Source organism: Chromohalobacter sp. HP20-39 (assembly GCF_033052815.1).
Taxonomy (GTDB): Bacteria; Pseudomonadota; Gammaproteobacteria; order Pseudomonadales; family Halomonadaceae; genus Chromohalobacter.
In genome coordinates this window covers 82,706-103,835 of sequence record NZ_JAWHTP010000010.1, presented here as the reverse complement: position 1 = coordinate 103,835, position 21,130 = coordinate 82,706, and the positions used below count along the sequence as shown (strand labels likewise).

Annotated in this window: 16 protein-coding genes and 4 tRNA genes; 8 read left to right on the top strand and 12 right to left on the bottom strand. The window is 61.9% G+C overall.

Features of this window, described 5'->3' with window-relative positions:
* The 4 genes from RVY79_RS15515 to RVY79_RS15500 form a co-directional block, all read right to left on the bottom strand.
* Positions 1-75 (bottom strand) — tRNA-Gly (locus RVY79_RS15515).
* Between the two features lie 39 nt (positions 76-114).
* A tRNA-Glu gene (locus RVY79_RS15510) sits at positions 115-190 on the bottom strand.
* Positions 191-196: 6 nt separating this feature from the next.
* Positions 197-271: transfer RNA gene (locus RVY79_RS15505), tRNA-Gly, on the bottom strand.
* Between the two features lie 23 nt (positions 272-294).
* Positions 295-370, bottom strand: a tRNA-Glu gene (locus RVY79_RS15500).
* 201 nt (positions 371-571) lie between these two features.
* Here RVY79_RS15500 and msrB point away from each other — a divergent pair.
* The 4 genes from msrB (at position 572) to htpX (ending at position 4,495) form a co-directional block, all read left to right on the top strand.
* A complete protein-coding gene (gene msrB / locus RVY79_RS15495) occupies positions 572-973 on the top strand; it encodes a peptide-methionine (R)-S-oxide reductase MsrB (RefSeq protein WP_317465332.1) in 402 nt (133 codons plus the stop codon).
* A gap of 109 nt (positions 974-1,082) precedes the next feature.
* Positions 1,083-2,039, top strand: a complete 957-nt coding sequence (gene ylqF, locus RVY79_RS15490; protein ID WP_317465331.1) for a ribosome biogenesis GTPase YlqF — start codon at positions 1,083-1,085, stop codon at positions 2,037-2,039.
* A 161-nt stretch (positions 2,040-2,200) separates the two neighbouring features.
* Positions 2,201-3,433 (top strand): pyridoxal phosphate-dependent aminotransferase, encoded by a 1,233-nt coding sequence (locus RVY79_RS15485; protein WP_317465329.1) that lies wholly within the window; start codon positions 2,201-2,203, stop codon positions 3,431-3,433.
* Between the two features lie 159 nt (positions 3,434-3,592).
* Positions 3,593-4,495 carry a protease HtpX gene (gene htpX / locus RVY79_RS15480; RefSeq protein ID WP_317465328.1) on the top strand — a complete coding sequence of 301 codons (903 nt, stop codon included), beginning with the start codon at positions 3,593-3,595 and terminating at the stop codon, positions 4,493-4,495.
* Positions 4,496-4,619: 124 nt separating this feature from the next.
* Here the strand turns inward: htpX and pdxB are convergent, their stop codons facing one another.
* Positions 4,620-5,771: a 4-phosphoerythronate dehydrogenase PdxB gene (pdxB, locus tag RVY79_RS15475; RefSeq protein ID WP_317465327.1), complete on the bottom strand. Its 1,152-nt coding sequence runs from the start codon at positions 5,769-5,771 to the stop codon at positions 4,620-4,622.
* Between the two features lie 193 nt (positions 5,772-5,964).
* Between pdxB and RVY79_RS15470 the strand changes: the two genes are divergently transcribed.
* The gene (locus RVY79_RS15470) at positions 5,965-6,249 is read left to right on the top strand and encodes a hypothetical protein (RefSeq protein ID WP_317465326.1); all 285 of its coding nucleotides are present in this window, start codon (positions 5,965-5,967) and stop codon (positions 6,247-6,249) included.
* Positions 6,250-6,280: 31 nt separating this feature from the next.
* On the opposite strand, the gene rlmKL is transcribed toward RVY79_RS15470, so the two are convergent.
* Positions 6,281-8,491 (bottom strand): bifunctional 23S rRNA (guanine(2069)-N(7))-methyltransferase RlmK/23S rRNA (guanine(2445)-N(2))-methyltransferase RlmL, encoded by a 2,211-nt coding sequence (rlmKL, locus tag RVY79_RS15465; RefSeq protein WP_317465325.1) that lies wholly within the window; start codon positions 8,489-8,491, stop codon positions 6,281-6,283.
* A gap of 239 nt (positions 8,492-8,730) precedes the next feature.
* Here rlmKL and rmf point away from each other — a divergent pair, with 239 nt between their 5' ends.
* Complete coding sequence (rmf, locus tag RVY79_RS15460; protein ID WP_040243900.1) at positions 8,731-8,937, top strand: ribosome modulation factor; 207 nt, start codon at positions 8,731-8,733, stop codon at positions 8,935-8,937.
* Between the two features lie 109 nt (positions 8,938-9,046).
* On the opposite strand, the gene RVY79_RS15455 is transcribed toward rmf, so the two are convergent.
* From RVY79_RS15455 to RVY79_RS15430, 6 genes are all read right to left on the bottom strand, one after another.
* Positions 9,047-10,051: a quinone-dependent dihydroorotate dehydrogenase gene (locus RVY79_RS15455; protein ID WP_317465320.1), complete on the bottom strand. Its 1,005-nt coding sequence runs from the start codon at positions 10,049-10,051 to the stop codon at positions 9,047-9,049.
* A gap of 144 nt (positions 10,052-10,195) precedes the next feature.
* Entirely contained in the window at positions 10,196-11,236 is a 1,041-nt protein-coding gene (locus RVY79_RS15450) for a hypothetical protein (protein ID WP_317465318.1), read from the bottom strand.
* Between the two features lie 143 nt (positions 11,237-11,379).
* Entirely contained in the window at positions 11,380-16,218 is a 4,839-nt protein-coding gene (locus tag RVY79_RS15445; protein ID WP_317465316.1) for an NAD-glutamate dehydrogenase, read from the bottom strand.
* A 174-nt stretch (positions 16,219-16,392) separates the two neighbouring features.
* Positions 16,393-17,514 (bottom strand): tRNA (uridine(54)-C5)-methyltransferase TrmA, encoded by a 1,122-nt coding sequence (gene trmA, locus RVY79_RS15440; RefSeq protein ID WP_317465314.1) that lies wholly within the window; start codon positions 17,512-17,514, stop codon positions 16,393-16,395.
* A 58-nt stretch (positions 17,515-17,572) separates the two neighbouring features.
* Positions 17,573-18,373 (bottom strand): glutamate racemase, encoded by an 801-nt coding sequence (gene murI / locus RVY79_RS15435; protein ID WP_317465312.1) that lies wholly within the window; start codon positions 18,371-18,373, stop codon positions 17,573-17,575.
* Complete coding sequence (locus tag RVY79_RS15430) at positions 18,370-19,263, bottom strand: LysR family transcriptional regulator (RefSeq protein ID WP_317465311.1); 894 nt, start codon at positions 19,261-19,263, stop codon at positions 18,370-18,372. The genes murI and RVY79_RS15430 overlap by 4 nt, the downstream gene beginning before the upstream one ends.
* 129 nt (positions 19,264-19,392) lie before the next feature.
* Between RVY79_RS15430 and RVY79_RS15425 the strand changes: the two genes are divergently transcribed.
* Together RVY79_RS15425 and RVY79_RS15420 are read left to right on the top strand one after the other, a co-directional pair.
* Positions 19,393-19,857, top strand: coding sequence for a LexA family protein (locus tag RVY79_RS15425; RefSeq protein WP_317465310.1), 465 nt, complete (start codon positions 19,393-19,395; stop codon positions 19,855-19,857).
* Positions 19,845-21,104, top strand: coding sequence for a Y-family DNA polymerase (locus RVY79_RS15420; RefSeq protein ID WP_317465309.1), 1,260 nt, complete (start codon positions 19,845-19,847; stop codon positions 21,102-21,104). Before RVY79_RS15425 ends, RVY79_RS15420 begins: the two co-directional genes overlap by 13 nt.
* The last annotated feature ends 26 nt before the right edge of the window (positions 21,105-21,130 follow it).

The window sequence follows — 21,130 nt, the reverse complement described above, 5'->3', positions numbered from 1 at the left end:
TGGAGCGGGAAAGGAGATTCGAACTCCCGACCCTCGCCTTGGCAAGGCGATGCTCTACCGCTGAGCTATTCCCGCATCACGAACAATACTGCTACTGCGACCACAAACTGGAAGTGGCGTCCCATAGGGGGTTTGAACCCCTGTTACTGCCGTGAAAGGGCAGTGTCCTAGACCGCTAGACGAATGGGACGCATTTTGGAGCGGGAAAGGAGATTCGAACTCCCGACCCTCGCCTTGGCAAGGCGATGCTCTACCGCTGAGCTATTCCCGCATTTCCAGCCACACGAGGTGAGTTGGCGTCCCATAGGGGGTTCGAACCCCTGTTACTGCCGTGAAAGGGCAGTGTCCTAGGCCACTAGACGAATGGGACGTGTCGTCACTCGCCTCGTCGAGGTGCGGCGTATATTACTGGGGCCCCCTAAAGGTGTCAACCCTCTGTCACGGCGCCCTTTTCTCATGGTCGCTTCATCCCCATATTGTTAACTAAGTAGCGCCCGGCCCATCACGTCCTTAGAACGATTCAAGGGCCTCAGCATGGCGCATCACAGTACCCGTAACGCAGGAGGCGGCAATGAGCGAGAAAGTGCACAAAAGCGAACACGAGTGGCAGCAGCAGTTAACGCCCGAGCAGTATCGCGTGACGCGTGAGAAAGGCACCGAGCGACCTTTCACCGGTGATCATCAGGTCTCCGCCGAACAAGGCATCTACCACTGCATCTGTTGCGGCGCTCCACTCTTCGAGAATGAGCATAAATTCGATTCCGGATGTGGCTGGCCGAGTTTCGACCGCCCGCTCGCGGATGCCGCCGTCGAGGAGCACTTGGACACGACGCATGGTATGCGCCGCGTCGAGGTTACGTGCCGGCGCTGCGACGCACATCTTGGGCATGTATTCCCCGACGGTCCACACGAGACCACCGGGCAGCGTTATTGCATCAACTCGGTATCGCTCGACTTTCACCCCGGCGAGTGATTCATCTGAATGAGTCATTCATCCAGGAGGCGTTCATCTGGAGAGTGATTCGTCACGGCCGCCGCTCTGCTACCATAGGCGGCCGTTTGTTCGAGCTGGAGTAAAGACGATGCTGGGTTGGTATCCCGGACACATGCACAAAGCCCGCCGTCAGATAACGGAGGCGCTACCGGAAATCGATGTGGTACTCGAGGTTCTCGATGCCCGTCTACCCTACTCCAGCGCCAACCCCATGCTGGCCGAGTTGACCGAGCACAAACCCGTGCTCAAGGTGCTCTCGCGCGCCGATCTCGCCGACCCCGAGCAGACCGAGCGCTGGGTGGAACACTTCAACGCTCAGCCCGACATCCGCGCGCTGGCGGTAACTACCACCCAGTCGCGTGAGTTGAAGCGCATCCCCGCGCTGTGTCACGAGCTGGCCGGCCATGTGCGCGCCGACCGCGACGTGCGCGTGATGGTGATGGGCATTCCCAATGTCGGCAAATCGACGCTGATCAACGGCCTGGCCGGCAAGAAGCTCGCCAAGACCGGCAACGAGCCGGCGGTCACCAAACGTCAGCAGAAGATACGCCTTGATGGTCGCGTTGCGCTGATCGACACCCCCGGTGTGCTCTGGCCGAAGATCGAGGATCAGGCCAGCGCCTATCGCTTGGCGGCCAGCGGCGCGATCCGCGATACCGCGATGGAATACAGCGATGTCGCCATCGTCGCCGCCGCCGAGTTGGCCAAGCGCTACCCGGAGGCCCTCAAGGCGCGTTACAAGCTGAAAACGTTGCCTGCCTACACCCCCAACCCGGAGGCCGGCAGCATCGAGGCCGATGGACCGCCGCATCGTGACCTGCTGGCGCTGGCCGGTTTCGATGGCCAGGCCATCGTCGAAGCCATCGCCGCCAAGCGGGGTGGCCTGCGCGCCGGAGGCGTCGTCGACATGCATCGCGGCGCCGAAGTGTTACTGCACGAACTGCGCGACGGCAAGCTCGGGCGTCTGACGCTGGAGACGCCGGACGACATCCCTGTGCCCGAGGAAAGCGATCCCTCACTGGACGAGTCACCCTCCCCGGCCTAAACAACCAGGCTTTTACCCTTCTACTTCAATCGCCTATTCCGGTGCGGGCCATTTGCGTGGCCCGCGCGCCACGGTATGCTAGGAAGCGGCGCAGCAGCCCGCCCCGAACGGTACGGAAACACCGCCTCCACCCCACCGGCTGCGCAGCAAACGGAAGCCCCATGGATACCGACACGCCCATTCGGAAATCGCACAAGCTCGATAACGTCTGTTACGACATTCGCGGCCCGGTACTCGACCACGCCAAGCGGCTCGAAGACGAAGGTCAGCGCATCCTCAAGCTCAACATCGGCAACCCCGCATCCTTCGGTTTCGAAGCCCCTGAAGAAATACTTCAGGATGTGATGCGCAACCTGCCGACGGCCCAGGGCTACTGCGATTCCAAGGGACTTTATTCGGCGCGCAAGGCGATCATGCAGGAATGCCAGCGCAAGAGCATTCCTGATGTCAGCGTCGAAGACGTATTCGTCGGTAACGGCGTCTCCGAGTTGATCGCCATGGCCATGCAGGCGCTGCTCGACGACGGCGATGAGGTGTTGATTCCCGCGCCCGACTATCCATTGTGGACGGCATCGGCCAACCTTTCCGGCGGGCGACCGGTGCATTATCTGTGCGATGAACAAGCCGACTGGGCGCCGGACTTGAACGATGTGCGCGACAAGATCACCGCGCGCACCAAGGCCATCGTCATCATCAACCCCAACAACCCCACCGGCGCGGTCTATCCGCCGGAAGTGGTCAAGGAGTTGCTGGCGATCGCGCGGCGCCACGGCCTGGTGGTGTTCTCCGACGAGATCTACGACAAGATCCTCTACGACGAGGCCGAGCATGTTTCCACCGGCGCCCTGGCCGACGACGACCAGCTCGTGGTGACGCTCAACGGACTGTCCAAGAGTTATCGCTGCGCCGGGTTTCGCAGCGGCTGGATGATTCTCTCGGGGAATCGCGGCAAGCAGCGCGCCGACGACTTCATTCAGGGGCTCAACATGCTGGCCTCTATGCGCCTGTGCGCCAATGTGCCCGCGCAGCACGCTATTCAGACAGCGCTCGGCGGCTATCAGTCGATCAACGACCTGGTGTTACCCGGTGGGCGTCTGCTCGCCCAACGCGACATCACCTACGACAAGCTCAACGCCATTCCCGGCGTCAGTTGCGTCAAGCCCAAGGGGGCGCTGTACGCCTTCCCGCGTCTCGACCCCGAGGTCTTCAACATTCAGGACGATCAGAAGTTGGTGCTCGATTTGCTCCTGCAGGAGAAGATCCTGCTGGTCCAGGGCACGGCCTTCAACTGGCCGACCCCCGATCATGTGCGCATCGTCACCCTGCCCTGGGCCGACCAGCTCGACGATGCCCTCGACCGCTTCGCCAATTTCCTTTCGCGCTACCGCCAATGATCCGCCCCCCCGCCCGAGCCATGCCCGGTTCGGGTAGGGATCATCGCATTTTCAACGATTATCGATATTTGTCTTGAACCCCAAGGCAATACGCCGTATCTAATGGCCAACAAGAATCGACATGACCATTGCTGTCTCACTGACTGAGGGAACCCATCGATGATGCGAATCCTGCTGTTTCTGGCGACCAACCTGGCCGTGGTAATCGTGGCCAGTATCACCCTGCGAATACTCGGGGTGGAACCCTATCTCAACGCCAACGGGCTCAACATGAATAGCCTGTTGATCTTCTGTTTCGTGATCGGCATGGCCGGGTCATTGGTATCGCTGTTCATCTCCAAATGGATGGCGAAGAAGAGCACCCGGGCCAAGGTCATCGAGCAGCCCAGCAACGCAACCGAGCAGTGGCTACTCGACACCGTCCGCGAGTTGGCTCGTGATGCGGGCATCAAGATGCCCGAGGTGGCGATCTTTCCCGCACAGCAATCCAACGCCTTCGCCACGGGCTGGAACAAGAACAATGCCCTCGTCGCGGTATCCGCCGGTCTGCTCGAGCGCATGCGCCCCGAGGAAACTCGCGCGGTGCTGGCGCACGAAATCGGCCACGTTGCCAATGGCGACATGGTCACGTTGGCGCTCATTCAAGGCGTGCTCAACACCTTCGTGATGTTCTTCGCGCGCATCGTCGCGCAACTGGTGGATAGCTTCCTGCGCCGCGACGACGACGGCGGCGGCCTGGGCTTCTTCGGTTATTTTGCGGTGGTCATCGTCGCCGAAATCGTCTTCGGGTTGTTCGCTTCAATGATCGTGGCCTGGTTCTCGCGCTTCCGCGAATACCGCGCCGACGCCGCCGGTGCCAAGCTCGCCGGTAGCGGCGCAATGATCAATGCTCTGGGGCGCCTCAAGGCCGAAACACAGATGAAGGACCAGATGCCGGATACGCTGACGGCCTTCGCCATCACCTCCGGCCAGACCCGCAAGATCATGGAGCGGTTTTTCTCCAGCCACCCGCCACTGGATGATCGCATTCGCGCCCTCAAGGAAAGCGCTTACCGCGAATAATCGCGGCACGTGACCGCGCAACGCAAAACACCCACCGGTCCTGAATTCATCAACAGGTCGGTGGGTGTTTTCATCTAGGGGCACCGTATGACGCCACTTGCTACGGCTACGCTACTTCCACTTACTACTTGTTGGAAAGCTTGACCTTGAAACCGAAGCCTTCGAGAGCATCGCGCAAGCCACCCTTGTTCTGCTTGAGCTCGACACGCAAGGTGGAAAACTCACGGCGCAGCGGATACTCGGCACGGTAGGCGTCGAAGCCCGCCGCCATGCCCATGCGTCGGCGGTAGCGATCGAACGCCAGCATGTCGCGGCGCACGTCGTAGCAGGCCCGCGTACATAGCGACAACGCCTCCAGCGGCGGCGCCCAAGGCGTCAGGACGACCTTGCGTAGCCAAGGGTCCGGCTTGAGCTGGCCGAGCTTCTTGCGCGCCGGCAAGCCGAAATGGCGCATTGCCGCCTGATAGACCAGCTCGGTGCCACGCATCTTGCCGTCGATACTGTGCCCGGCGATATGCGGCGTGGCGATATCCACGAGGTCGTAGAGACCCTGATCGATACCCGGCTCGTGTTCCCACACGTCGAGCACTACGCGCAAGTCATTGACACGTTCGAGACGCTCACGCAGCGCTTGATTATCGAGACAGGCGCCACGTCCGGCGTTGATCAGTACGGTGCCCGGCGCCAAGGCCTTGATGCGCGCGGCATCCAGCAGATGCCGGGTCGCATGCTCCCCATCCGACACCAGTGGCGTATGCAAGCAGACGATATCGGCACGCTCGAGCAGGCTATCCAGCGCCAGGAAGTCTTCGCGGCCTTCCGCCTCGGCACGTGGCGGATCGCAGATCAGGCACGTCACGTCGAGATCGTCGAGGCGCTCCGCCAGTCGGTTGCCCACATTGCCGGCGCCGACGATGCCGATGGTTTTGCCAGCCAGATGAAAACCATCTTCCTCGGCCAGCAGCAGCAGGCTCGAGAGCACGTAGTCGACCACCGAGTCGGCGTTGCAACCCGGGGCGTTGGCGAAGCCGATGCCCGCCTCCCGCAGGTAATCGAGATCCACATGGTCGGTGCCGATGGTACAGGTGCCGACGAAGCGCACGCGGGAGCCGTCGAGCAGCGCCGCATTCACCGGTGTAATCGAGCGCACGACCAGCAGGTCCTGATCGCGGACCGCCGCCGCGTCGATATCGCGGCCGGGCAAGCGGGTGATATCACCTAGCTCCCCGAAGAAATCGTCCGCCAGGGGGATGTTTTCATCGACCAGGATGCGCATGACCTTCTCTTTTCTCCCTTGTTCACGTCCGACGGCCGGTTACAATACGCGCGGGGCGCATTCGCTCGTCTACGGCTACACCTTAGACGGCGCTCGCCGGGGATTCGATACCCGCCGGGAATGTCGATAGTAGGCCCGTGAAAGACACGTCACAAGCCCATTGCCAACCACAACGGCGCCACCAGGAGTTCTCGTGATCGTCCGCTGGGAAAGTGAACACGACTACGTTCTCGTGCATGTCCACCAGGATATGTTCGGTGACTGGATATTCAGCCGCGCCTGGGGCCAGATCGGCACCCAGTTCGGCGGCCTCAAGCATCAACTGGCCGACAGCTATGCACAGGCCACGACATGGCTCGAGGATGTCGCGCATATCCAGTCCTCGCGCGGCTTCGCCAAGGTCTTCGAGGCCAGCGACGACTCGAGCCCCGAGGCCCAGGAAGCCATGCGTCAGTTGTCACTGCTCGACGGCCTCTGACCCCCAGGCCCTCATCATAGGCCCGCTACCCTCAATGGTGTCGGATCAGGAAGCAATGATGCAGATCCGGGCGCCGTGCGAAGTCCGGATCGAACGTCCGCGCCGAGATATTCTCCACCACGAAACGCTCGCCGATGGCGGCGTCGAGCGTGAAGCGCCGCTGGTTGTTGGAGAACACCAGCGTGCCGCCTGGTGCCAGGCGCGCCATCGCCAGCTCGATGAGCCGCGCGTGATCGCGCTGCACGTCGAGCACGTCATCCATCTTCTTTGAATTGGAGAACGTCGGCGGGTCCATGAAGATCAAGTCGAACTCACTACCCGCCGTTTCCAGCCAACGCAGGCAGTCGTCACGGATCACCCGATGCCGGCTGGGATCGAGGCGGTTGAGTGCGAAGTTATCGCGTGCCCAAGTCAGGTAGGTGTTGGACAGATCGACGCTGACACTATCACTCGCCCCACCCAATGCCGCCTGAACCGTCGCTGTTCCCGTGTAGCAGAAAAGATTGAGAAAGCGCTTTCCATCCGCCATGTCGCGCAGCATTCGGCGCACGGGGCGATGGTCCAAAAACAAACCAGTATCCAGGTAGTCACGCAGATTGACCCACAACCGCGCCGGCCCTTCGCTGACCTCGAAACGTTCGCCGCTGGCGCCCTGCTTGGCGTACTGCGCCTTGCCCGATTGTCGCGTGCGCTGTTTATAGTGAACGTCCTCGGGGCGCACGCCGAGCACCTGGGGGATGACCTCCAAGGCATCGAACAAGCGACGTTGCGCCTGGCGCGGGTCTACCGAGCGCGGTGGCGCGTATTCCTGCACGTGTACGTGGTCGCCGTAGACATCCACCGCCAGGGCGTATTCCGGCATATCCGCGTCATAGAGCCGGTAGCAGCTCTCGCCGGACTGTTTGAGCCACTTCTTCAGCCGCTTGCGGTTCTTCTGCAGTCGGTTGGCGAACATCTGCGCGCCCTCGTTGCGCGGCGCGCCCGACGCCTCCTGAGCGCCCTTTTCGCCTGCCGAGTCGCTCTCGACCGAGTCCTTACCAAAAGCCCCACGCGAGGTACTCTCCGCCACGACCGGGATCAGCAGCAACTTGCAATCCAGCGGCCCGTTCTTGAACGCATACTGCTTGGTAGCCCGCAGCCCGGTGCGGTGGCCCAAGTCGGGGTTGCCGGTGAACAGCGCCAGTTGCCAGCCCTCGAACTCGGCGCGCAAACGCTCGCCGAGGGCGGTGTAAATAGGCACCACCTCGGGCAATTCACCCAGGCGTTCGCCATACGGTGGATTGGTGATGACCAACCCCGGCCCGTCGATGCCTTCAGGACGCGTCAGTTGTGCCACCTCGGCCCCTTTCAGCTCGATCAAGGCAGGAATCCCCGCACGCATGGCGTTGGCCTTGGCCGCAGCGATGGCCGGCGGGCTCTGGTCGCGACCGAACAGCGTTGACTTCACACGGCGTCGCCCCACACTGGCACGGGCCTGCGCCTCGCGCTTGAGCTCCTGCCACACGCCGGGGTCGTGGCCCGCCCAAGCCTCGAAGGCGAAATAGTGCCGCGCCAGTTGGGGGGCAATGTCCGCCGCCATCAAGGCTGCCTCGATGAGCAACGTGCCCGCCCCGCACATGGGATCAACCAGGGGCTCACCACGCCGTGCCCGTGCCGGCCAGTCGGCACGCATCAACAAGGCGGCGGCGAGATTTTCCTTGAGCGGTGCGTGGCCTGCATCGCGGCGATAGCCCCGCTGATGCATGCTGCCGCCGACCAGGTCAAGGCCCAGCAGCAAGCGCCCACGATGCAGATGCGCGTAGATACGCATATCGGGGCTTTTGAGCTCGATCACTGGGCGCTCGTGGCCAGCCGCCCGCATCGAATCGACGATGCCATCCTTAACGCTCTGGGCCCCAAAGCGCGTGTGACGGATGTGTTCGGATTGGCCATGAAAATCCACGGCCAAGCTGCTTCCAGCACGCAGATGTGCGCGCCAGTCGACCCGGCGGGCAGCCTCGACCAGTGCCTCCGGGCGTTCTACATCCTGTTCGCGCAGAAGACATAGCACCACACGATTCGCCAGACGCGACCACAGGCAGATGCGATAGGCCATCGCGACATCGGCCTGAACGTGGACACCCGCCACGGTGGTGCCGGTCACCTCCGCACCGAAGCCCGCGAGTTCGTCGGCCAGCAAGTCCTCGAGGCCTCGGGGAGAGGTGACGTAAAGCGTCAAGGATGGGGGTTGTACATCGGTCATAAAGTCGTCATCCCGGCGCCACGCACCGGTCATATTCCTGTGGTTTACATGGAACGTTTGGCTTATGCCAAATCGCTGGTCGACAAATCCGCGTCAAAGCACTAAACATTAAAGGTAGTAGCTACTGAAAACGCATGCGTTTCGTGTCCGGACGTTCCGGTTCATGGCGGTGATGGGTGCCCCATTGTCGGCATGTGCTGTCAGATCTCAACAATCGGTTCTTGATAAGAGGCCATCCGATGAAACGACAGAAACGTGATCGCTTTCAGCGTGCATATGTACACGGATATAAAGCTGGCATGACGGGGCGCTCTCGCGATGACTGCCCCAGCCAAGACATCAACCTCCGTGAATACTGGATGAGCGGTTGGCGTGAAGGTCGTGGGGACCAATGGGCCGGCATGACGGGGATTTCCGGCATCCATCGAAACCCCATGGTACTGTGATGGTAGAACCCTTCGTGGCACCTGGATCGACGCCCCATTGACAGGTCCATGACAAGGCCCGCTTCGCGGGCCTTTTTATTTCAAAGCACGCTACTTATGTCAAAGCACGCTACGCCAGCGCCCCAGCGCATTCGCCTACCAGCGCCGGCCCCCGATAGATGAAGCCAGTATACAGCTGCACGAGATCGGCCCCCGCATCGCACTTGGCACGCGCCGCATGCCCGCTATCGATACCGCCGACGCCAATGATCGGCAGCGTCGGTAGATGACGGCGCAACTCATGAATCACCCGATTGGAAGACTCGAACACCGGGCGTCCGGAAAGCCCCCCCTGCTCCTCGGCGTGCACGAGTCCCGCCACCGCCTCGCGTGACACGGTGGTATTAGTGGCAATGACCGCATCGACAGCATTGGCCGCCAGCGCCTGTGCAACGAGCGCGACGTCGTCGTCACTCATGTCGGGCGCGATCTTCACGGCCAGAGGCACGCGCTGGCCATTAGCATCGTCGAGGCGATGCTTTTCCTCGACCAGCGTGCCCAGTAACGCCTCCAGGTGCTCGCCGAACTGTAAGTTGCGAAGTCCCGGCGTGTTCGGTGACGACAGGTTCACCGTGACGTAATGCGCATGCGCATGCACCTTGCGCAGACACGTCAGATAATCGTCCACCGCGCGTTCGACCGGCGTATTCAGGTTCTTGCCGATGTTGATGCCGATCACGCCGTCGTAGCGACTCTTGCGTACATTGGCGACAAGTGCGTCGACGCCGGCATTGTTGAACCCCATTCGATTGATGATCGCCCCCTTCGCCGGCAGCCTGAACAGGCGCGGCCTGGGGTTGCCCGGCTGCGGCTTGGGCGTCACCGTGCCTACTTCGACGAAACCGAAGCCCAGCGCCCCGAGCGCGTCGAGGTGCTCAGCATTCTTGTCGAGCCCCGCCGCCAGCCCCACGCGGTTGGGAAACGTCAGTCCCATCAGCGTGACGGGTGCCTCGACATGCGAGCTCATCCACCTGCTCAGCCCCAGGCGATGACCGGCATCGAGTGACGTCAGTGCAACGCCGTGGGCAGTTTCAGGGTCGAGTCGAAAAAGCAACGAACGGGCCAGGGCGTACATGGATCCTCAGACAATATAATGAGCGGCAAGAGGTAAAATGGGCATGCAGTATAGCGTAGCCACGCCCAAAAGCGCAGAGCCCCGCGTTCGCGCACGGCGAAGCGGGGCCCGCGTCGAAGTGCGTCAGTCTCCGACTACCAAGCCTTACGGCTGAGTATCGAGCTGCTGCACGCGTAGCGTGTAGTTGTTGACGCCACTCATCGCGCTACCGAATTTCTGGCCTTTCACCCAGACGGTGTAGCGCCCCGGCTGTAGTGTGGTCTCGATATCGAAATCACCTTCGAAGCCTTCGCCTTCGTCGCTGGCCACGACATCGCCGTTCGCGTCGAGAATCCGCGCTTCAAGGCGGTAGGTGCCCTCGTTGCCGGGGAAAGTAGAGCTAGTCACCGACACTGTGCCCGCTTCCACCACATCGAAACTCAACACCTTGCCCTGCTCGCGAATGGCCAGGTCGGTCACGATCTCGTCGAAGGCATCGGGCTGAGCGACCTCGTCATTCGACGTCTGCGCACTGCTCTTTGCCGAAACGCCGGCTTGAGCGCCCTGCGATGCCGACGTGTCGGAAGCGGCTTGATCGGCTGACTTCCGGTCAGGTGCCGCAATCGCTGCCACCTCGTCGTCACCATCGACGAACGCCGTCGTACGGCCGTCCTCGCCAGGGCCACCAAACATGATGCCGCCACCGTTGTCGACACCGCTTTCTTCACTGGTCAGTTGATTGCCCTGGGCATCCAGGCCACTAACCGATACGGTAAAGCTGTTGCCACCCGACATGGCCGATCCAAATTTCCGACCGGAGACTCGCAACACGTAATCGCCAGGCTCCAGACGCTGTTTTAGCGTCAACCCACCGTTTTGTCCAAGCCCACTGCCTGAGGCGATTTCATTGCCTTGAGCGTCGAGCAAGGTCGCTTCGACCCGATACGCGTCGGACTCACCCGGCAGCGTCGAGGTCTGGAATTGATAGCGCCCCGCCTGCTCAACGGTGAAGGGATGCTTCTGTGTCCCACCGAAGAAAAAGCTCTGGCTATGTGCATCGGAGCTCGACTGAAAGAAATCGGTCAGATCGACCTTGCCGGCGGCCTCCTGCGCCTGCTGCAGCGCAGCGCTTTGTGCCATGACCGGCGACGCCGTTCCAGCCAATCCCAAGGCTACGACTACTGAGGTTAGTACGCGATAATTCATGGGGCTTCTCTACTTGGCTTCGAACCTGAGTCGGAGCACAGCATATCAGAGACCTCCGCGCCAATGCTCCATTCACGGATTCGACTAGGTAGGAAAAAAGACCACCCCGAGCACGAAGCGCGAGGTGGTATGCGTAGAATGACTTATCCCTCGCCGTTGCTCTCGGCGAGATCGACCAGTTCACGAATGGCCACTGCGAATAGCGGGAAGCCGCCTTGGGTGCCCGAGCGCACCTCGTCGAGCAGGCCGCTCCAGCGCTCGACCAGACCCGCGTGGCGCTCCAGCCATTGCTCGACACGGGGCTCCACCTCACGTGGTGCGCCATCCATCTTGAGCACGCTGACGGTGAGTGCCAGTTGCTGGCGATCGAGGTCGTCGCGGAACGTCTCGCGCGCCTGCGCCTGCCAGCTGTCGCGCACCTCCAGCGCATTGATCTGGCCATTCATCCACGGCAGTTCCAGACGATGGCCGATGTCGTAGTAGACCTCGGCGACACGCTGGATCTTCTCGTCGGTGGCACGCGCCGCCTCGATGATGCCCAGCCCGGCATACAGGCTGTGGGTTGCTGCGACGATGCTCGCCAGGGACGTCGGTACGCCGGCTTTTTCCAGCTCGCCACGACGCGCGTCCCACACTTCATGGTCCTCGCCGCGCAGACGCTTGCCGATGCCCTCTTGCAGTTGCGTGATACGCGGCGCGAAGTATTCCACCGCCTCCTGGATGCTCTGGTTGGCGCGATGACGCAGGAACCAGCGCGTCCCCCGACGCAGCAGCCGCATCAGATCGAGCATCATGCCGTACTGGACGCGACTGTCGATCTGATAGTCGAGCGCCTCGATCTGCTCCCACAGGCCTTCGAGATTGAAGCAATCACGCGCGATGAGGTAAGCCCGAGCCACTTCTGCTCGTGAGGCCCCCGTGGAGTCACGCAGACGCCGCACGAAAGTGACCCCCATATGATCGACCAGGTCGTTGGCGATCTGCGTCGCGGTGATCTCGCGCTTCAAGCGATGCTGATACATCTCGTCCGGGAAGCGCTTGACCAGTGTCTGCGGGAAGGCCCGCGCCATGTGCCGTTGGACATGCGGATTATCCGGCAGGTCGGAAGCGATCATATCGGTCTTCAGCGCGCTCTTGGCATATGAGATCAGCACCGACAGCTCGGGCAGGGTCAGGCCTTTTTCCATATTGCCGCGTTCGACCAACATCTCGTCGGTGGGCAGAAATTCCAGTTCGCGATCCAGTCCGCCAGCAGCTTCCAGTTCATTGACGAAGCGCCGATAGGGGCCCATGCCCTGCTGACTGAGAATCTCCGACAAGGAGAGTGCCTGAGTCTGGCGATAGTTATCGCGCAGTACTAATTCACTCACTTCCTCGGTCATGCTCGCCAGCAACTCATTGCGCTGCTTGTCGGTCATGTCACCGGCTTTGACGATGTCATCGAGCAGGATCTTGATATTGACTTCATGGTCTGAGCAGTTGACCCCACCGGCATTATCGATGAAATCGGTCGTGACGCGTACGCCCTGCTCTGCAGCTTCCATGCGCCCGAGCTGGGTAAAGCCGAGATTGCCGCCTTCGCCGATCACCCGGCAGCGCAATTCATGACCATCGACACGCAAGGCATCGTTGGCCTTATCGCCCACCTCGGCATGCGTCTCGTCGGACGCCTTGACGTAGGTGCCGATGCCGCCATTCCAGAGCAGGTCGCAACGCGAGGTAAGAATCGCGCGAATCAGTTCGTTGGGCGACAACTTGCCCGCCTTGATGCCGAAGGCCTTTTTCATTTGCGGCGTGATGTTGATGGACTTGGCATCACGCGAGAACACGCCACCACCCTCGGAGATCAAGGCGGTGTCGTAATCCTCCCAGCTCGAGCGCGCCAGCTCGAACATGCGCTTGCGTTCCTTGAACGACGCCGCCGGATCCGGGTCGGGGTCGACGAAGATATGCCGATGGTTGAAGGCGGCGATGAGGCGGATCTTGTCCGACAACAGCATGCCGTTGCCGAACACGTCGCCCGCCATGTCGCCGATACCCACCACGCTGAACGGCGTTTCCTGAGTATTGAGGCCCATTTCGCGGAAGTGACGCTTGACCGATTCCCAAGCCCCCTTGGCGGTAATTCCCATTTTCTTGTGGTCATAGCCATGCTCGCCCCCGGAAGCGAAGGCATCACCCAGCCAATGACCGTATTCCAGCGAAATGGCGTTGGCGATATCCGAGAAGGTCGCGGTGCCCTTGTCGGCCGCTACCACCAGATAGGGATCGTCCTCGTCGTGACGTACCACGCGCTCGGGTGGCACGGTCTCACCACCTTCCAGGTTATCGGTCACGTCGAGAAGCGCGCGGATGAAGGTCTGATAGCAGGCAATGCCCTCCTTCTGCACCGTGTCACGGTCGGCGCCTTCAGGCATCCGCTTGCAGATGAAGCCGCCCTTGGCGCCTACCGGCACGATGACGGCATTCTTGACCTGCTGCGCCTTGGCCAGACCCAGGATCTCGGTGCGAAAGTCCTCGTGACGATCGGACCAGCGCAGTCCGCCGCGCGCGACCTTGCCGCTGCGCAGGTGAACACCCTCGACGCGCGGCGAGTAGACGAATATCTCGAACATCGGCCGCGGTTTAGGCATATCCGGCACTTGCGTCGGCTCGAGCTTGAGGGCGATGTACTCCTTGGCCTCGCCGTCTTCGCGCCGCTGGTAATAATTGGTGCGCAGAGTGGCCTGAACCAGTGCCATATAGCGACGCAGCAACAGATCATCATTGAGGCTGGCGACCTCATCGAGCAGGGCCTCGATGCGCGCCACGCACGCCTCGATCTCGCTGTCACCCGCGGTATCGTCGGGATCGAAGCGCAGTTCGAACAGCGTTACCAGCTCGCGGGTGATTTCCGGGTGGCTGGCAAGGGTATTGGCGATGTAATCCTGCGACAGTCCGAAGCGCAACTGTTTGAGATAACGCGCGTAGGCGCGCAGCACCGCCACTTCGCGCCACGCGAGATTGGCACCAATCACGAGCCGATTGAAGGCATCGCTTTCGGCATCGCCTATCCAGATGCGCGTGAATGCTTCGATGAAGACATCACGCATTTCCTGCAGATTGACGACCCCGTCGCCGCGGTGCTCGAGCGTAAAATCGTGAATCCAGTACTCGCCGGCTGGACACTCGACATTGTAAGGGCGTTCGCTGATCACGCGGAGCCCTAGATTCTCGAGCACCGGCAACACATCGGAGAGCGGGATGGGTTGATCGGCATGGAACAGCTTGAGGTTGACCCCGTCGATGTTCTCCTCGACCAACCGATACAGGCTCAAGCTGATCGGCGCGTCGCCGTTCAATTCTCCGAGATGGTGGATATCGTAAACGGCAGTGCGAGCCGAGAAGTCTTCGCGATAGCTGCTGGGAAACGCCTCGCGATAATCCTGCATCAGGCGGTTAGCCTGTTCCTCGCCGTAGCCCTCGACCATGGCCGCGTGAAGATCGTCCCGCCAGCTACGCGAGAGCGCCGCGATCTTCTTCTCCAGGCGTCGTATGTCGTATTCGGCCGGGCGCTCGCCATTGAAACGCAGAATAAACTGGATCCGCGCCAGCACCGACTCGGACAGATACGTATTGAAATCGCCAAAGGTGGCGTCGAGCTCTTCGCAGAGCAGATTCTGGATGCGTACGCGCAATTCGGTGGAGAATACATCGCGCGGTACGAACGCCAGGCACGAATAGAATTTGCCGAAGCGGTCCTCGCGAATGAACAGGCGCACCTTGCGCCGTTCACGGATATTGAGAATGCCAAAAGCAGTCTGCGCCAGTTCCTCGGTATCGATCTGGAACAGATCGTCACGCGGATAGACCTCGAGAATCTGCGTCAGTTGCTTGCCATTGTGGCCTTTGGGATTGACGCCCGCGGCCTTGATGACGGCGTCGATCTTCTTGCGCAGCACCGGCACGTTGCGCGGCGATTCATTGTAGACCGTCGAGGTATAGAGCCCCAGAAAGCGCCGCTCGCCGATTACTCGACCGTCTTCGTCATAACGGTCGATGGAGATGTAATCCGGATAGGCAGGGCGATGCACGCGAGCATGATAGGCGCTCTTGGCGAAAGACAGAAGTTCCGGCACCAGCACGTACTGATCGTCCTCGACGCCTTCGTCGGTACTGATGCGCTCGCGATAACGCGCCTGGTCGAGCTTGAACACGCCCAGTTCGCTATTGGGTATCTGACGCAGTCGATCCTGGCCCTCCTCCTGAAGCACCTCATACTCGTCATAGCCCAGGAAGGTGAAATGATCGTCGAGTAGCCATTCGAGGAAGGCGATGGCCTCTTTATGGTCATCGGCCTTGACCTGCTTCGGGCGCTGCGCCTTGAGTTCCTTGATCGCCTGGCGCACCCGATCGCGCATGGGATCGAAATCTGTCACCGCTGCGCGCACGTCGCGCAGTATTTCTTCGAGGCTAGCGTGCAGATCATCCAGGGTCGCAGTGTCGGAATGGCGGTCGACCTCGACCAGGATGATCGACTCACGCGCTTTCGGCGCGTTCTTGGCCTGAGTCGACGTCACACGCTTGAGGTGATGCTTGGCATCGCGCTCCACCGCCAGCACGGAATTATGGATCGCATGCACGGTCAGCCCGCGGCGATTGAGCTCGATACGCACCGAGTCGACGAGAAACGGCATGTCTTCGTGCAACACAGCCACAACGGTATGCGGCGACTGCCAGCCATGTTCCTCGAAGTCGGCGTTGAAGACGCGCACCTTGGCCTCGCTGGGATCATGCGTCTGCATGAAGTGCCACGCTGACAACGTGGCGCCGTAGATATCATCCAGGCCGCGCTCGGCCGCTTCCTCGAACGGCGCCGAGGCATACAGGTCCTCGGCGAAGGCGGTAATCTGCTCCACTTTTTCCTGCGGCAGCCGCTTGGCCAGTTGTTCCTTGAGCTGGGCGAGAAAGTCTTCCTTGCCCTCGATCGCGACGTGTTGCATCAAGCACCTCGGCTACGACCGGCCACCCTTCATGGCGACCGATGAATGATCCTTCGGCGGCACGCACGCGTATCGCGTGCACCACCACGGTGACACGAGCTTACTCCCCTCGCGCGTCAAGCCCCACCCATGTGACGCACCCTCATGGCATATGCCGGTTATGCATGGGCCGTATCACGCGTGCGCTGGCGCTTCCCGGCGTTCCAGCAGCACGCCACATTCGCAATGATCGGTATACGGAAACTGATCGAACAGTGCGAAACGGGTCACGACATGCGTGGCGCTCAACGCGTCGAGATTCGCCTCGAGCGTGTTCGGGTTACAGGAAATATAGACGATACGTGAATAGGCTTTGAGTTGCTCGCAGCTATGCGCATCGAGCCCGACCCGCGGCGGATCGACCAGCGCCGTGGTAAAGGCATGCTCATCGAGCGCCATCTCCGCCACGCGCCGTCCGCTTTTCTCGCCGGCCAGGGCTGCGCTGAACTCCTCTGCGGACATCCGCGCCACCACGGCGTTGGCCACGCCATTGGCCTCGAGATTGACGTTGGCCGAGGCCACCGAGGTCCGCGAAATTTCAGTGGCCACCACGCGGCGGAAGTTCTCGGCCAGCGCAATCGTGAAGTTGCCATTGCCGCAATAGAACTCCACCAGATCGCCATCGCAGCTTTCGCGAGTCACGTCCCGCGCCCACCCTAGCATCGACCGGCAAATCGCCGCATTGGGCTGAGTGAAGCTGTTCTCGACCTGTTGATAGACGAATTCGTGGCCTTCGACATTCAGCCGCTCCCAGACATGATCGCGCTCGAGCACCAGACGCTGCTTGCGCGCTCGTCCGATGATCGAGACGTTCAGAGCTTCCTGTAACGCTCGTGCCTCTCGCTCCCAAGCCTCGTCGAGTTGGCGGTGATAGATCAAGGTCACCAATGCCTCGCCACTCAGCGTGGTCAAGAACTCGACCTGGAACAACTTGCGCCGCAGGGTATCGCTTGCCAAAAGCGCGTCACGCAAGGCGGGCATGAGCGCGTTGATGCGCTCTCCGGCCACCGGGTATTCATCCAGACGCACGATCTCCTTGCGCTTGGGATCGGCAGGGTCGACCTCGAACATGGCATAGAAAAGATCGTCGCCGTCATGCCAGATACGAAATTCGCAGCGTTGCCGATAATGACTCGGCGGCGAGGGAAACACCTCCAGCGGCGGTGGGGAGAAGCGCGCGAATTGCGCCGTGATGCGCTCGCGCTTGGCCTCGAGCTGAGACTCATAACGTTCGGGGTCGACGACGGGTACGGCCACGAAAACTCCTTTCAGCAAAAACTCGCGATGTCGCCGCAGCGACACCGTCTCATGGAAATCAGAAGGTTAAAACAGTGTCAGGCAATGCCAAAGAGTACGGTGCATCGAAGCCATAGCCCGCCAGGGTATGTGCCAGGCCCGCTTGTTGCGGCGCGCTGGCCCAGCTCGCGTCGCTGTCGCACGCTTCACGCCAGACCTGAGGAACGACCTGCGCCACGCGACGCGCGATGGCGTCACCGGAGTCGATCCACACGATTTCGCGAGGCGAATGTCGCTCGAGCGCCTCGCGCAGCAGCGGAAAGTGCGTGCATCCCAGCACCACGGTATCGAGACGCGACGCTTCCCATAACGGCGCCAGACTCGCGGCGATGACCACATCATCCCAGGGCATTCCGGTCAGGACGCGTTCGGCCTGCGCGACCAGAGGATCGGCGGCCAGCCTCACCACCGTGCAATCCGGCGCGAACTCATCGATCAAACGCTGCGTATAAGGGCGCGACACCGTCGCCGAGGTCGCCAGCAACCCGAACACGCCGCTGCGTGAAGCATGGGCCGCCGGCTTGATCGCCGGCACAGTGCCGATCACCGGAATACTCAGGCACTCGCGCAAGGTGTTTAGCGCCAACGTGCTGGCCGTATTGCAAGCCACCACCAGGGCGCGCGCACCACTCGCCTCCACCGCCGCGCGACACACCGCGACGATCCGCGCGACCAGCCAGGCATCGGGCTTGGTGCCGTACGGCAACGCAGCGTTGTCACACACATACGCCAGCGGTGCGCCGGGCAAACGCGTGCGCAAGGTGCCCACCACCGAGAGCCCGCCGACGCCTGAATCGAAGATCAGAATCGGCGCCGTCATGCACGGGTCTCCGCGAAGTGCGCCAACAGCATATCCACCAAGGCCCTCAGGCGCGCGGGGATGAATTCACGCTCGGCATACAACAGATGGACACTGATCGGCGCCACGCTGAACTCGTCCAGCACGCGGACCAGCCGCCCGGCCTCGACTTCCGGCTCCCCCAGGAACGCCGGCTTGTAGACCAGCCCCATGCCGCGTATCGCCGCCTCGGTCAGGGCGCGTCCGTTATTACAGGCCATGACCGGGCGAATACGCACCCGATACGGCGCTCCGTCGACCTGGAAGTGCCAATAGTGGCCTTCGCGCGCCAAGCTATAGTGCAGACAACGATGCCCGCGCAACTCGGCGGGATGCGTGGGCGTTCCGTGCCGCGCCAGATACTCCGGCGCGGCATAAACGTGGCGCGGCATGTCCATCAGCGGTCGCGCGATCAGACTGGAGTCTTCCAGCTCGCCGATACGCACTACCAGGTCGAAATCCTCGGCCACCGGGTCAACACGGCGGTCCTCGAGCACGACATCGAGCATCACCGCTGGATGACGGTGCTCGAACGCCTGCAAGGCGGGTATCAGCGCACGCACGCCGAAATCCAGCGGCGCGGAGAGCCGTAGCCGGCCGCGCACCTCGCCACGCTGCTCGCCGAGCCCGGTCTCCAGTTCCTGCAACTCATCGAGCAAGCGACTCGCCCCATTGAGATAGCGTTCGCCTTCGGCGGTTAGTTGCAAACGCCGCGTGGTGCGCGTTAACAACCGCACTCCCAGGCTGGCCTCCAGCTTGGCGATCTGCTTGCTGACCATGGCATTGGAGAGTTCCAGCTTGCGCGCACCGCCCGCGAAACTGCCGGCCTCGACCACGGCACGAAAGATGTGCATCGCCTGCAGGCGGTCCATACGACTTCCTCGAAAATACGTGCGCCCATTCTACCTTACCCGCCCATGCGATGAGATAGATCGACTTGCCTCGAGGCAAAATACTGTTTATTTTTACAGTATTCGTCATTTCGTTTTCGAGGTTCCGCCATGTCCATGACGCCTATCGCTCTCGCCGCGTCCACCTCGGCGCCAGCATCGAGCGACACCCTGCCACGCGGCGCCAGCGGCTTTCCGTCTCCGGCAGACGACTACCGAGAAGCACCGCTGGATCTACATCACCATCTGGTGCGCCGCCCGGCCTCGACGTTCTTCATGCGCCTGGAAGGCGATGACCATCGCCACGCCGGCCTGCACCACGGTGACTTGCTGGTGATTGACCGCGCCATTTCACCACGCCCCGGGCATTGGCTGGTCGCTGCCATCGATGGCGAACTGAGCGTGTTGCGCCTCGAACGTCGTGAGGCGCAGCTTTACCTCGCGCCGTCACGCCCCGGCCTGGCGACACTACCCTTCGAGGCCAATGACGACCGCTTGTGGGGGGTCATCTGCTATACCATTCACGCCTTGCCCGCCGAGGGCGAGCAACCGGCCGAGCCGTCATGTTCGCGCTGATCGACTGCAACAACTTCTATGCTGCCTGCGAGCGTCTTTTCGAACCGCGTCTGGAGGGCGTTCCGGTGGGCGTGCTGTCCAACAACGACGGCTGTGTCATCGCACGCTCCGAGGAGTTCAAGGCGCTCGATATTCCCATGGGCATCCCCACCCACAAGATCGACCCGACACTGCGGCGTCGCGTAGTGCTGAAATCCTCCAACTACACGCTTTATGGCGACCTCTCGGCACGCGTGCAACAGGTCCTGGCGCACCAGGTACCCACGCTGGAGCCTTATTCCATCGACGAGTGCTTCCTCGATCTACGCGGCTTGCAGGAGGACTGGCACGCTCTGGGCGCGCGCCTGGTGCGTAGCGTGGCGCGAGAAGTAGGGCTGCCGGTATCCATCGGTATCGCCCCGACGCGTACCCTGGCCAAGCTCGCCAATCGCCAGGCCAAGGCGCAGTCGACGCGCCCTCAGGTGTGTGTTTGGCAAAGCGCCAACGCGCCCGAATTGGCAGCCCACCTGGCTCGGTTGTCGCCCCGCGAGGTGTGGGGCGTGGGCGAGCGACTCAACGCACGCCTGGCCGGCATGGGCGTGCTCACCGCCGCCGCGCTGCGCGAGACACCCGACAGCGAGCTACGACGGCGTTTCAGCGTAGTGCTGGCACGCACCGCCAGCGAACTCAACGGCCATCCCTGCTTGTCGATGAGCGACCTGGAAACCCCGCGCCGCAGCATTCTCTGCTCGCGCTCCTTCGGGCGCCCCCTGAGCGACCACGCCGCCCTCGCCGGTGCCTTGCGCCATCACTGCCAACGCGCCGGCGAAAAGCTACGACGCGACGCCATGCAGGCTTCGGCCATCGGTGTCTACCTGCGCACCAACCCGCACCACACCGGCACGTTTCGTCATGCCTGCGAGTGGACTGCATTGCCCTTTCCCAGTGCCGACACGCAACAACTCAACCGCGCGGCGCAGCGCCTGCTGGCACGCTTATGGCAACCGGCAGCCTATCAGAAACTAGGAGTGATGCTCGCCGAGCTGACGCCCCGCCAACAAAGCCAGACGACGCTCTTCGATGGCGCCGAGCCCGCTAGGCGAGAGGCATTGATGGAAGCCTGGGACGCGATCCGTGCCCGCTACGGACGCCAAGCACTGACCCTGGGCCCGCAGCCCGGCGACGCCTCCTGGCAGATGAACAGCGCCTACCGCTCGGCATGCTATACCACGCGTTGGGACGAACTGCCCCGCGCACGCGCCCGATAACCGCTATGGCATTCACATGGCGACAT

Excerpts from the sequence above, each read along its gene's own strand:
- msrB (WP_317465332.1), top strand. The coding sequence starts at position 572 with ATGAGCGAGAAAGTGCACAAAAGCGAACACGAGTGGCAGCAGCAGTTA.
- ylqF (WP_317465331.1), top strand. The coding sequence starts at position 1,083 with ATGCTGGGTTGGTATCCCGGACACATGCACAAAGCCCGCCGTCAGATA.
- RVY79_RS15485 (WP_317465329.1), top strand. The coding sequence starts at position 2,201 with ATGGATACCGACACGCCCATTCGGAAATCGCACAAGCTCGATAACGTC.
- htpX (WP_317465328.1), top strand. The coding sequence starts at position 3,593 with ATGATGCGAATCCTGCTGTTTCTGGCGACCAACCTGGCCGTGGTAATC.
- pdxB (WP_317465327.1), bottom strand. The coding sequence starts at position 5,771 with ATGCGCATCCTGGTCGATGAAAACATCCCCCTGGCGGACGATTTCTTC.
- rlmKL (WP_317465325.1), bottom strand. The coding sequence starts at position 8,491 with ATGACCGATGTACAACCCCCATCCTTGACGCTTTACGTCACCTCTCCC.
- rmf (WP_040243900.1), top strand. The coding sequence starts at position 8,731 with ATGAAACGACAGAAACGTGATCGCTTTCAGCGTGCATATGTACACGGA.
- RVY79_RS15455 (WP_317465320.1), bottom strand. The coding sequence starts at position 10,051 with ATGTACGCCCTGGCCCGTTCGTTGCTTTTTCGACTCGACCCTGAAACT.
- RVY79_RS15450 (WP_317465318.1), bottom strand. The coding sequence starts at position 11,236 with ATGAATTATCGCGTACTAACCTCAGTAGTCGTAGCCTTGGGATTGGCT.
- RVY79_RS15445 (WP_317465316.1), bottom strand. The coding sequence starts at position 16,218 with ATGCAACACGTCGCGATCGAGGGCAAGGAAGACTTTCTCGCCCAGCTC.
- murI (WP_317465312.1), bottom strand. The coding sequence starts at position 18,373 with ATGACGGCGCCGATTCTGATCTTCGATTCAGGCGTCGGCGGGCTCTCG.
- RVY79_RS15430 (WP_317465311.1), bottom strand. The coding sequence starts at position 19,263 with ATGGACCGCCTGCAGGCGATGCACATCTTTCGTGCCGTGGTCGAGGCC.
- RVY79_RS15425 (WP_317465310.1), top strand. The coding sequence starts at position 19,393 with ATGTCCATGACGCCTATCGCTCTCGCCGCGTCCACCTCGGCGCCAGCA.
- RVY79_RS15420 (WP_317465309.1), top strand. The coding sequence starts at position 19,845 with ATGTTCGCGCTGATCGACTGCAACAACTTCTATGCTGCCTGCGAGCGT.